This is a genomic window from Lyngbya sp. CCY1209 (assembly GCF_035615495.1).
Classification (GTDB): Bacteria; Cyanobacteriota; Cyanobacteriia; order Cyanobacteriales; family Microcoleaceae; genus Limnospira.
This window is the reverse complement of record NZ_JAJENU010000444.1, coordinates 1-12,644: the sequence shown is the minus strand read 5'-3', so window position 1 is coordinate 12,644 and position 12,644 is coordinate 1. Positions and strand designations below refer to the sequence as shown.

Annotated in this window: 5 protein-coding genes and 1 pseudogene; 3 read left to right on the top strand and 3 right to left on the bottom strand. The window is 56.5% G+C overall.

Annotation, left to right across the window (positions count from 1 at the left end):
* Window positions 1-230: 230 nt before the first annotated feature.
* A pseudogene (locus LKE08_RS29305) lies at window positions 231-3,722 on the top strand (AMP-binding protein); the annotation flags it as partial.
* A 111-nt stretch (window positions 3,723-3,833) separates the two neighbouring features.
* Window positions 3,834-8,354, top strand: a complete 4,521-nt coding sequence (locus tag LKE08_RS29300) for an amino acid adenylation domain-containing protein (protein WP_375341428.1) — start codon at window positions 3,834-3,836, stop codon at window positions 8,352-8,354.
* Window positions 8,355-8,410: 56 nt separating this feature from the next.
* Here LKE08_RS29300 and dnaN read toward each other — a convergent pair whose 3' ends face one another.
* Both dnaN and LKE08_RS13635 read right to left on the bottom strand, forming a co-directional pair.
* Window positions 8,411-9,604 carry a DNA polymerase III subunit beta gene (dnaN, locus tag LKE08_RS13640; protein WP_324704782.1) on the bottom strand — a complete coding sequence of 398 codons (1,194 nt, stop codon included), beginning with the start codon at window positions 9,602-9,604 and terminating at the stop codon, window positions 8,411-8,413.
* Window positions 9,605-9,896: 292 nt separating this feature from the next.
* Window positions 9,897-10,799 (bottom strand): DMT family transporter, encoded by a 903-nt coding sequence (locus LKE08_RS13635; RefSeq protein WP_324704781.1) that lies wholly within the window; start codon window positions 10,797-10,799, stop codon window positions 9,897-9,899.
* A 51-nt stretch (window positions 10,800-10,850) separates the two neighbouring features.
* Here LKE08_RS13635 and LKE08_RS13630 point away from each other — a divergent pair, with 51 nt between their 5' ends.
* The gene (locus LKE08_RS13630; RefSeq protein ID WP_324704780.1) at window positions 10,851-11,216 is read left to right on the top strand and encodes a hypothetical protein; all 366 of its coding nucleotides are present in this window, start codon (window positions 10,851-10,853) and stop codon (window positions 11,214-11,216) included.
* Here the strand turns inward: LKE08_RS13630 and dnaA are convergent.
* The gene (dnaA, locus tag LKE08_RS13625; RefSeq protein ID WP_324704779.1) at window positions 11,165-12,529 is read right to left on the bottom strand and encodes a chromosomal replication initiator protein DnaA; all 1,365 of its coding nucleotides are present in this window, start codon (window positions 12,527-12,529) and stop codon (window positions 11,165-11,167) included. The genes LKE08_RS13630 and dnaA overlap by 52 nt on opposite strands.
* Window positions 12,530-12,644: the final 115 nt, after the last annotated feature.

Genomic DNA, 12,644 nt, shown 5'->3' with positions numbered 1-12,644 from the left:
CCGATCGGTTTGATCGCCCCGTCTCAAGATTGGGGAGTCGCTTTCGCGGACGATACCCATCGCGTGCCTGAAAGTTTAATTTTAATGTTGAAAACTCACCCCTTCGAGGGGGGAAGAATCCTTGGCGGCTGTTGCGGAGCCATTCCAACTGTTCAGGGTGTTGAATGTAGTCCGGGACTTCGGAACTAAGCTTTCATGCAAGTTTGAACTATTTTTCCCATCTGAAACCTATGGAAATCAACCGACAACAGGTAGAACAAGAAATCCTCAACGATTCTTCTGTTGATGATGTCTATGTGGCGATTCGCACGCCCGAAAATTCCGCTCCGGAACTGATTGCCTATATTGTCACATCCGGACGATTCGACCCCGAGAAATGGCACGTTTCCCTACAGCAGACGCTGCCCGGACACCGGTTGCCCGAAACCTACCTTCCCGTCGCCTCCATCCCTCTGACTCCCCAGGGTAAAGTTGACGAACGGGCTTTATTTGACGTGCCGGTTCTCGACCCCCATTCGGTTCGCCGGTGGGAAGAAACATTGCAGTCTGTTTCCGGCATCCGACAAGTTGCCGGGACGGTCGAAGAATGTCGGGAGAAAATTCCTCCCATTCATTTATCGGAATTATTAGATGGGTGGGAATTGAACTCGACATCCGCCCATTTACAAGGGACTCAAAAGCCGGTCGCCACCGCCCAAACTGACTCCGATGCGGAAGAGAAATCCCCATCCGTCGCCCGGGGTGAAGCCCTGCCGGTCGAGCCGGACGACCCCAAAAACCTCGGCGAAATTTTGCGGCGGACGGCCGCGCGATCGCCCCACGGGATCACCTACATTCGCGAAGATGGGTCGGAAACCAACCAATCCTATCCCGAATTGTTGGAGGCGGCGGGGCGGATTTTGGCGGGATTGAGACAACTCGGCTTAAAAGCCGGAGACAAAGCGATTTTTCAGTTCGACGACAACTCGGATTACATCCCGGCATTTTGGGGGTGCATTTTGGGGGGAATTGTCCCCGTCCCCATCGCCACCGCCGCCATCTACGAACCATCCAACGGCACCGTAAAAAAAATTTGTAATACTTGGAATCTCCTCGACAAACCCATCGTCCTGAGCAACGAAAGTTTGGCATCTAAACTGCGGGGAATGGCGGAACAGTTGAACCTGGAGGACTTTCAAATTGTCCGAATTGAATCCTTGGCAACCTGCCCGGGCGATCGCGACTATCACGACAGCCGACCCGAAGATTTGGCCGTCTTGCTCTTTACCTCCGGCAGTACGGGAGTCCCCAAAGGGGTGATGCTGACCCATCAAAACATCATCAGCAATATCGCCGCGAGTTCCAAAATCAATGATTTTACCCCGGATGATATCTCCCTCAACTGGCTGCACCTCGACCACGTGGGCAGTTTAGTCCGCTGTTCCATTCGGGATATTTACGTCGGTTCCCGACAAGTTCACGCCCCGAGTTCTTTGGTATTGGAAAATCCTCTGACGTGGTTGGATTGGATCGAAAAGTACCGGGTGACATTTGCTTGGGGACCCAACTTTTTTATGGGTTTGATCTGCGATCGCGCCGAGCAAATTCGATCCGGACGCTGGGATTTATCATCCCTCAAATCCATGCTGAGTGTGGCGGAAGCGATCGTCCCCAAAACCGCCCAGAAATTTGCCAAATTACTCGCCCCCCACGGGTTTTCCGACTCCCTCATGCACGCCGCCTGGGGAATGTCGGAAACCGGCGCCGCAGTCACCTTTTCGCACCGGTATTTACTGGCATTGTCCGCCGAGGATGCCCCCTACGTCGAAGTCGGAAAGCCGACCCCCGGATTTCAAATGCGGATCGTCGATCGCCAAGATCGGATCGTCCCGGAAGGGACGGTGGGACGCCTGCAAATTCGGGGTGCGATGGTGATCGCGAACTACTACCAAAATGCCGAACTCAACCGAGAGGCTTTTACGGAAGAGGGTTGGTTCAAAACCGGAGATTTGGGCTATCTCCGCCGGGGATGTCTCACGATTACAGGTCGGGAAAAAGATCTGATCATTATCAACGGTTTGAACCACTACAGTTATGAAATTGAAGCATTGGTCGAAGAAATTGCAGGGGTCGCGGTGTCCTACACGGCCGCCTGTGCCATTCGCGAGGCGGACGCGAACACGGACGAGCTGCTGATCTTTTTCAACCCCTCCACCTCCGAAGAAGGGCAGGTCGTCCGCATTTTCAAAGAAATCCGCAGCCATCTGGTCCGGGAATTGGGAATCGGCCCATCCTACCTGATCCCCGTGGAAAAAGAAGAAATTCCCAAAACCTCGATCGGGAAAATTCAGCGCCTGCAACTCAAACGACAATTTGAGGCGGGAGAATTCGCGGAACGGGTCAAACGGGTTGACATTTTGTTGGAAAATGAAAACACGATCCCGAACTGGTTTTATCGCCCGGTCTGGGTTCAAAAAGAAGCGGCCACCCGCGCCGATAACTTGCCGGGGGGAATCGCCCTGGTTTTCTGCGATCGCGCGGGTTTGGGGGCGGCGTTGTGTTCCGAATTTGAGGAACGCAAACATCCTTATATTGCCGTCTACGCCGGGGAAAGCTTTCAAAAAATTGATGAAAAAACGTATCGCATCAACCCGGAAGACCCCGGACACTACCGCCGACTGTTCGAGTCCGCCATCGCCAAAAATGCCGCCATTTCTCATCTCCTGCATTTGTGGACTTACGATCGCCGAACCGAAACGGACTTGACGCCGGAAGCGATCGCGGCCGCCCAAAATCTCGGCCTTTACAGCCTGCTATTTTTGGTTCAAGCCCTCGAAAAGAACGATGCCGACCGAACTTCAGTTCGACTGACCGTCATCTCCCGCCGCGGTCAAGCCACCTCTCCGAGCGACGAAATAGAAGTCGAAAAAACGCCAATTTTGGGCGCGATCGAAACCATCCCCCAAGAACTGCCGTGGCTGGATTGCCGTCACCTAGATTTGGAGGGCGAAGAGATAGCCGCCCAAGTCCGACAGGTTTGGACGGAACTGCACGTCGTCCGGCGGGAACGAGAGGTCGCCCATCGCGGCGGAAAGCGCCTGATCCCCCGCCTCAAAAGGGTGGAGATGCGCCCGGATTCTCGACGGGGAACCCCCTTTAAAAACGGAGGAATGTACCTGTTGAGCGGCGGTTTGGGGGAAATTGGCGTCGAGATTGCCAAACAGTTGCTCAACCGCCACGAGGCGCGATTGTTGTTGGTCGGACGGACGAAACTTCCCCCCCGCGAAACCTGGGCGGATGAATTGAAAAAAGACGGCAAACTCTCGCGCCAGATCCGCGCTTATTTGGAATTGGAAGAACTCCCCGGTGTCGCGCATTACGAGGCGGTCGATATCTGCGATTTCGCCCGATTAAAACAAGTCGTCGATCGCCTGTCCTCGCGGTGGGAAACTCGCCTCGACGGCATCATTCACCTGGCCCGAGTCACCCGGGAAGAATTGTGGGGGAATGAAACGCGGGAAGGTCTGGCGAAAATGCTCGCGCCAAAAGTGTGGGGGACCTCGGCATTGCATCAGTTGATAGAAAACAATCCGGATGCAATCTTTGTCAATTTTTCTTCCGTTTCCAGTATTTTTGGAACGTATCGGATGGGGGGGTATGCCGCGGCAAACCGATTTTTAGACGGATTTACCCACTATCAACGCCATCAAAAATCCTTGCGAAGTTACTGTTTTGCCTGGAGTATTTGGGAAGAAGTGGGGGCCGATCGCACCTATCAGATGCGCGATCTTTCCCGCGCCCGAGGCTACCAGACCTTGCGATCGCGCCAGGGTTTGCATTCCCTGTTCGGGGGATTGTCCCACGATTGCGATTACCTGATCGTCGGTTTGGATGGAAGCAATCCCTACATCCGCCACCGCCGGGAACGGACTCCCATCGCCACGCAAAAACTTGCCCTTTATTTTACCACAAAAGGCGGCGCGATCCCCCGGGATACCCTGGAAAATATCGCCGTCCGCGATCGCTTCGGAACGCCGATCCCCTGCCAATTCTATCGACTTGAAGAACTGCCGTTGACGGCGGCGGGCGACATCGATCGCGAAGCGTTGGAACGTCGCCAGACCGAGGGCGATCGGGTCTATCCCTCGACGGAAACCGAACGCCAAATTGCCCGGATTTGGGAGTCGATTTTGGGGGTGAGCCGGATCGCCATTCACGACAACTTCTTCGAGTTGGGCGGAACCTCTATTTTGGCCACCCAAATGATTTCGCGGATGCGTCAAGAATTGGCGATCGACCTGACCCTGCGACAGCTATTTGAATCGCCGACCGTCGCCGATTTGGTGGCACAAATTCAGACACAAATCACCCGGACGGCCCGAGCGATCGAGGCGACCGACCGCCCCGATACCATCCCCCTTTCATTCACCCAACAACGTCTCTGGTTTTTGGCTCAACTGGAACCGGAGAGTACGGCCTATCACCTTTCGGCCGTTTATCGCCTCCGAGGTTCCCTCAACCAAACCGCCTTAGAAAAAAGTTTCAACCACATCGTCGCACGCCACGAAACCCTGCGGACGGCGTTGATTTCCCGGGGGGGACAGCCGGTGCAGGTCATCTCCCCAAATCTCACCCTTCCCCTGGAGACGGTCGATCTCCGAGACCAGTCCGAAACCGAACAGAAAATCAAAATTGAGGCGGCCCTCGCCCGAACCTGCGAAACCCCTTTCAACTTCGATCGCCCCCCCCTGATGGGAACCACTCTGGTGCGTTTGAGTCCGTCGGAACACATTTTAATCGTGGCAATTCATCATATTATTTCCGACGGCTGGTCGATGGGAATTTTGATGGGAGAATTGGGGCAACTTTACGCCCACCACGATCGCGGAGAACCCCTTTCCCTCCCGGAACTCTCCGTTCAGTACGCCGATTTTGCCCTGTGGCAGCGGCGGGCGGTCGAGGGGGAAATAGCCGCTTCCCAACTCGCCTATTGGCAGGAAAAACTCGGCGGAAACCTCCCCGTTTTGGAATTGCCGACGGATTACCCCCGCCCCCCCGTGCAGACATTTTCCGGGAAAAAAGAAACGCGATCGCTCTCGCCCTCGTCGAGTCGGGCCCTGAAAACCTTCAGCCAACAGCAGGGAGTGACCCCGTTCATGACTTTGTTGGCGACCTTTCAACTGCTGTTATCCCGGCACGCCGGACAAGAGGATTTGGTGGTGGGAACTCCCATCGCCGGACGCAATCAAGTGGAAGTCGAACCCCTGATCGGCTTTTTTGTCAATACCCTCGTTTTGCGAAATCAATTGTCGGGCAATTCCCGCTTCAAAGACCTCTTGAATCAAATTCGATCCGCCACCTTGGACGCTTACGCCAATCAGGACGTGCCCTTTGAAAAACTGGTGGAAGTGTTGCATCCGGATCGGGATTTGAGTTACAGCCCCATTTTTCAGGTGTGGTTTAATTCGATCAATTTGGGCGATCGCAACCTGAAGCTTCCCGGCTTGGAGGTCGAACCGCTGACCGTCCCCGAAACCCATTCTCTATTCGACTTGAATTTTTACATCCGAGAACAGCCGGACCGTTTGAAATTGGAACTGGTTTACAACGCCGATTTGTTCGGCCGGGAGCGGATGTATCGGATGTTGGAAGCCTTCGAGTATTTGCTGGGGCAGGTGCTGGAAACCCCCGAATTGAAGGTCGATGAATTTTCCCTGCTCCCCCCTTCGGCCCGCCCCCTTCTGCCCGATCCGACCCGGCCTCCGACCGCCGCCTGGGAAGGTCCGCTGTCAACTCAGTTTTCCCAAATGGCCCGACAAATTCCCCAAAAGATAGCCGTGGCCGATGCGGAAGGAAGCTGGACCTATCAAGCGTTGGAAACCCGCAGCAATCAACTGGCCCGCGCCTTAGTTGAAGCGGGCGTCAGTCGCGAAGATATTGTCGCGATTTATGCCGACCGCGCCGCGTCCTTGGTGGCGGCAATTTTGGGGGTCTTCAAAGCCAATGCCGCCTTTTTGATTCTCGACCCCACTTATCCCGGCGATCGCCTCGTCACCTGCCTGCATCTGGCAAATCCGAAGGCGTTGATCCGACTCCCGTCCGCCCCCGATTTCCCCCCGCAACTGGCCGAGGCGACCGCCAATTTTCCCGCTTTATCTCATCTGATTTTCGATGAAAAATCGCTGGCCAATTATCCCGGCGATCCCCCCGATATCGAATCCGAACCCGATGACTTGGCTTACATCGCCTTCACCTCCGGTTCCACCGGCGTACCCAAGGGAATTCTCGGCACCCACCGCCCCCTCGCCCACTTCATCCGCTGGCACGTCCGACAGTTCCAATTGACCGCCGAAGACCGCTTCAGCTTGCTGTCCGGACTCGCCCACGACCCGCTGTTGCGGGATATTTTCACCCCCCTGACGGTGGGGGGAACGCTGGAAATTCCCAAAGCCGACGACATCTATTCACCCGACATCCTGTCGGAGTGGATGCGAAGCCGCCAAATTGGCGTCGCCCACCTGACGCCGGCCCTGAGTCAATTGCTGGCAGAAATGGGCGATCGCGCCCGACTCCCCGACCTGCGATATCTGTTTTTCGGAGGCGAAAAACTGAAAAGTCGGGATATCGAAAAAGTCCGAAAATTGGCGCCGTCGGCGACCTGCGTCAACTTTTACGGCGCCACGGAAACCCCCCAAGCCATGAGTTATTTCGTCATTCCCGAGACGGGCAAAGGTGGCAACATCCCCGTCGGCCGGGGGATCGACGGCGTGCAACTGTTGGTTTTGAACGGTCGCGGACGACTCGCCGGCATCGGCGAAATCGGAGAAATTTGCATCCGCACCCCCTATTTGGCGAAAGGATATTTGAACGATGAAACCCTGACTCGGGAACGATTTATCGAAAATCCCTTCACCCAAATTCCGGGCGATCGCCTCTACAAAACGGGAGATTTGGGATACTACCAACCCGACGGCAACGTCGAATTTTTCGGGCGCAAAGATCGCCAGGTTAAAATTCGGGGATTCCGGGTCGAAATGGGAGAAATTGAAGCCGCACTCTCTCAATATCCCCACATAGACGGGGTGGCGGTCACCTGTCGCGAATCGGAGGCGGGCGACCCCACCCTGACCGCCTACCTCGCGTCCAATTCCGCGCCCCCCGACCCCGACCGACTGCGCCAGTTTTTAAAAGGAAAACTGCCCAATTACATGATTCCCGCCACCTTCGTGAACTTGGACGCACTGCCGCTCACGCCGAATCAAAAAATTGACTATCGCGCCTTGCCGATTCCCGACTCTGTGGCGATCGCGCCCACCTCCGACTCCCTCGAACCCCGGGATGAATTGGAATTGAAACTCACGGAAATTTGGCGGCAAGTTTTGAACAATCCGGCGGTCGGCATCCGGGATAACTTTTTCGATGTCGGGGGGCATTCGTTACTCAGCGTCAAATTATTCTCCGACATTCAGGCCGCCTTCAACAAAACCCTCCCCCTGGCGACGCTGTTCCACGCGCCCACCATCGAGCGGCTGGCCGACATCCTCCGCCAGCGGGGGTGGACTCCGACTTGGAAAGCTTTGGTTCCGATTCAGCCCCGAGGTTCAAAACCGCCGATTTTTGCCGTCCACCCGCTGAAAGGTGGGGTATTTTACTACCGAGATTTGGCGCGAAATTTGGGGACCGATTATCCGTTCTACGGACTCGCCGCCCAGTTCGACCAAGAGGGGCAAATACTGCGCCGAAAAATTGAAGAGATCGCCGCTTTCTACGTTCAAGAAATCCGACAGATCCGACCGGAAGGCCCCTATTTTCTGGCGGGGATGTCCTTCGGCGGCCGGGTCGCCTTTGAAATAGCCCAACAACTGACGGCCGCCGGATGTCAAGTCGGTTTGCTGATCATGTTCGATACCACGGCTCCCGGCGCCATCAAATATTTGCCCCCCCAACATCGCATATCCGGCCACTTGCAACGCCTGTTGCGGCGGGGTCCGGGCTACCTGTGGGAGCGGGTGAAATATCGGCTCGGGTGGTTGCGGCGACAACGGCGGTCGCGTCAGGTCACGGCGGAGTTGACCCGACAGCGGAATCTGTCCATCGCCGATCAAAATTTGGCGATCGAAGCGGCCAATTTAGAGGCGATGAAAGCTCACGTCCCCCGACCTTACGCCGGTCAAATTACCCTGTTCCGGGCGGCGGACCGCCAAGCCGGCTTGGGTCGCACCATCGACCCCCAACTGGGATGGGAGGAATTGGCTCTCGGGGGAGTGGATATCATCGAGGTTCCCGGCCACCATCTGAGCATCTTAACCGAACCCAACGTGAAGATTTTGGCCGAGAAATTGCGCGATCGCATCGATCGCAGTTTGGAATCTTGACCGAGTTCGCGCGGTCCGCCGGGACTTGAAAATCCGGCGGACTGACAACTCTCAACCTAGCTGCGAAGCTGAACCGGCATCACCAGATAGGTCATCTTCAACCCCCCCAAAGGATTGAGAATCACCGGCGCCGTCGCCGCATTCAACTGTATCTGAATTTCTGAGCTGTTGAACACCTTCAACCCCTCCATCAAATACTTCACGTTGAAGGCGAGTTGCTTGGGTTCGTCGCCGGAAATTTGGGCCGGCATCGACTCCAGGGCATTTCCCACGTCCGCCGCCTCCACGGAAAGGGAAATCTCTTGATTCACCCCGTCGATCGCGCACTTGATGATATCATTTTTTTGACTTGCCAAAACCGCGATCCGTTCCAGGGCCCCCAAAAACGTGCGGCGTTCCACGTTCACCTGACTCAAAAACTGATTCGGAATCAACTGTTCGTAGGCGGGATAGGCTCCCTCCAACTTCCGCGACGTCAGGCGGCGATAGGTGTCCGAACTCTTGTCGCGATCGCCCAATTCAAACACGACTTGGGTTTCGTCGAACCGCAGCGTCACCCCCGGTGCCGGGGCGTCTTCCTCCGAGGAATGACCCGCGTGCCGCATCCCGATCATCCGCTCCACCTCCCGCAGGGCGCGGGCCGGAACCGTCACTTCAAACTCTTCGAGATCCGCGGCTTCCCCGTCCCGGACATTTTCCGTCTGCACCACCGCCAACCGGTGTCCGTCCGTGGAGGCAAACGCCAAATTGTCCGCCCCCACCTTCAGATTCACCCCCGTGAGCACCTGCTTGGTTTCGTCCGGGCTGGTGGCGAACAGGGTCCCCCGCAGGCCCTCCATCAGCGCCTCCGCCGACAGTTGGATCGTGTCTCCCTCCTCCACGAAGGGCAAATCCGGGTATTCCTCCGCCCCCATGCCCCGCACCTGGTAGCGGCCCGAACTCGAGGTCAGGGTGGCGATCGCTTCCCCCGCCTCGTCATCCACCTCGATTTCCCCTCCTGGCAACCGGGAGACGATATCGTTAAGCAGTTTCGCCGGCAGGGTGAGGGTCCCCTCCTCCTCCACCTGGGCCGGAAAACTGGTGTGAATTCCCAAACTCAGGTCGAAGGCCGTCAGACTCAACCGCTGGTTTTCCTTGTCGGCACCGACCCAAATATTCGACAAAATCGGATGGGTCGGACGGGAGGGAATGGCTCTCGAAACCCAAGATAAATTAGAACTTAACTGTTGCTGTTCTACAATTAAACGCATCGTGTCGATTTCCTATTCAGATTCCATATGTTGGGAATTTCCACCGCGCCGACGGGCGGCGGACGGTCTTTCCGGCCAATCCCCCCAGCCCGGGTGAGGGTGTAGGGTGTAGGGTGTGGGGTGTAGGGAACTGAAACCGCTTTTCTGTCAGGGTTTCAAGATTTCTTCCCCGATCCCAACTCTCAATACACTCGCTTCCCATTGCGATATCTCACCATCGGGCGGGCTCGAACATTATATAGCAGTTGGCACTCGGCGATCGGGAATCTGCCATTCGGAGCCGTCGGATTCGTCAGCCGATTCTGGCTCGATGCCTGTAGGTCAGACCCACACCCGCAAAAACGATCGCGAGTCCGAGTATGTCGCTCCCTTGAAGCGTGTCGCCAAAAGCAACCCAGGCCAGCAACATTGTGACTGGAGGACCCAGGTAGAACAGGCTGGCCACGCGGGTGGCGTCGATCCGGGCGATGAGTTGCCACATCATGCCGTATGCCCCCAGAGATACGGCCAGGACCAGCCACAACAGCGCTCCGATCAACTCGCCGTTCCACTCTGTGGCCAGACCCTCCAGCCAGATCGCCGGCAAGGTGACGGCTAACGCAGTCCCGAACCCTTGAAAAAACAGATCCAAGTCTGCGGGAAGCGACAGGTTTTCATGGGATAATTTGGCTCGCCGTTGCAAGAGACTGGCGATCGTCATCGCCATCACCGAAAGAAGCGGAATCAGATAGGCGAAGACCGATTCAAAGTCATCGAATTCGATGCGGTTTAACAGCACGACGCAGACTCCCGCAAAGCCCACGACCAAGCCGACCCATCGATGCGGTGGAGTCCGCTCGCCCGTCATCCATCCGGAAAGCGCGCCGGTGGCCAGGGGTTGCAGCGCGACCACCAGAGCGACGATGCCCGCCGGCACGCCTCGGTTCAAAGCGATCGTCGCGCAGGACAGCCAGACGCCGTGCGAAAGAATCCCGACCAGCATGGCATGACGGACGGCACCCGTGCCGGGTAAACGCAGTCGGCGGGTACGGCTGAGTGACACAGCCAGAATGAGAGTGAGTGTCCAGTATCGCCAAAACATCAAAGTAAAGGTCGGCGCATGGGGTAGGGCGTACTCCGCCCCGATAAAGCCCGAATTCCAGAGAAGAACGAAGGCGAAAGCGAGGGATGCCGTCGATCGAATCATAGTAAGCATCCGGTTTCCTCTGCTTGATTGCTAAATGTCGAGAACCATGGGCGCCAATGAATGCAAGCGGATCTGAGTCGGAGTTGCGAGGATTTTATCATTTCCGAACCGTTATGGCGTTTGCCGTACCCGCTTTGTCCGCCATTTGCGATCGCACTCGCCGGGCGCTCTTTTCCCGTCTTCCGGCTGTGGAAACTGTGGAAATTATTTCTCAATTTGAGCAGTATCAGCCGTTTCGCAGACTTCACTTCTGTGGAAAACCTGTGGAAAATCATCCGGATCGGAGCCGATTCCGGGGCAAGAAACCCGCCGTCAATGGTCGAGTTGAGCATCAATTGCACGGTTATCCACAACCTTTTCCACAGGCTGCCCGGTCACGATCGATTGCTCAAATTAATGCGATCGCTCAACCGCCGCAAAATTTGATTCAACTCCGGATCGCGATCGCGACGTTTGGTAATCTTTTCGCAGCCGTACATCACCGTCGTATGGTCTTTCCCGCCGAACAGTTCCCCAATTTTCGGCAAGCTCAGATCCGTATGCTGCCGCATCAAATACATCCCCACCTGCCGCGCCAAACTGATCTCCCGGCGTCGGGAACTCCCCTTCAAATCCTCCACCGAAACCTTGAACGTCTCCGCCACCGCCTGAATCACCGCCTCCGGCGAAGACTCTTCCACCCGTTCCGTCGGCGTCAAAACCGGGGCGATATTCTCCACCGTCATCGGCAAACCCGAGATCGAAATGTAAGCCACCGCCCGGATTAACGCCCCCTCCAGTTCCCGAATATTCGAGGTGTAGTTGGCGGCGATATACTCGATCGCCTCCCGGGGCAGACGCACGTTTTCATACTCCGCCTTTTTCTGCAAAATCGCCATCCGGGTTTCCAAATCCGGCGGCTGGATGTCGGCCACCAACCCCATCGAAAACCGCGAACACAGCCGCTCTTGCAGCCCCGGAATTTTCGTCGGCGGGCGATCGGATGCCAGCACGATCTGTTTCCCCGCTTCGTGCAGGGTATTGAAGGTGTGGAAAAATTCCTCCTGGGTGTACTCCTTCCCCTCGATAAATTGGATGTCGTCCACCAACAGCACGTCCGCCGCCCGGTAGTGGTCCCGAAAACTCTGCATACTGTCCCGGCGGATCGCCCCGATCAGGTCGTTGGTAAACTTCTCCGTCGAAACGTAAAACACCCGCGAATAGGGGTTGATTTCCAAGCGGTAGTGGCCGATCGCCTGCATCAAATGGGTTTTGCCCAACCCCACCCCCCCGCACAGGAACAGCGGGTTAAATTCCCGCCCCGGCGACTCCGCCACCGCCAAAGCCGCCGCGTGGGCCAGACGGCTGTTCGCCCCCACCACGAACCGGGAAAATACATATTTAGAGTTGAGATTGGCCGGTTTCGGATCGGGATGGGGACCCTCTGCGCCGTTACTGTTTCCGGGAGACGGCCAGATCGGGTGAGAATCGTCGGCCTTCGCCAATTCCCCCGTCCCCGTGGTGATGTAGATGTCCACGGAGTCGCCCAAAATTTCTTGCACCGCGTCCGCGATCAGATCCCGGTAATATTTTTGCAGCCAATTGCAGGCGAAAGGGTTCGGCGTGCGGATCACCAGACAATTATCTTCGAGGCGTTCCGCATTCGCGGTCTTGATCCAGGTGTCGAACGTCGGTTCGCCAAGTTGGACTTGGAGACGTTCGAGCACTCGATTCCACAGATGTTCGAGGGGAATGTCCACGGCTGACTTCTCGGGCTAGGGGTTGCTGGGCAGGGGGGAATTATAGCGCTGCGCGCGGGTGTAGGGTGTAGGGTGTAGGGTGTAGGGAATAGAAACCGCATCCCCCCCAGCCCCC

What these genes read in the sequence shown, in the direction of transcription:
- LKE08_RS13635 (WP_324704781.1), bottom strand. Translation starts at nt 10,799, where the DNA reads ATGCTTACTATGATTCGATCGACGGCATCCCTCGCTTTCGCCTTCGTT.
- LKE08_RS13630 (WP_324704780.1), top strand. Translation starts at nt 10,851, where the DNA reads ATGCAAGCGGATCTGAGTCGGAGTTGCGAGGATTTTATCATTTCCGAA.
- dnaN (WP_324704782.1), bottom strand. Translation starts at nt 9,604, where the DNA reads ATGCGTTTAATTGTAGAACAGCAACAGTTAAGTTCTAATTTATCTTGG.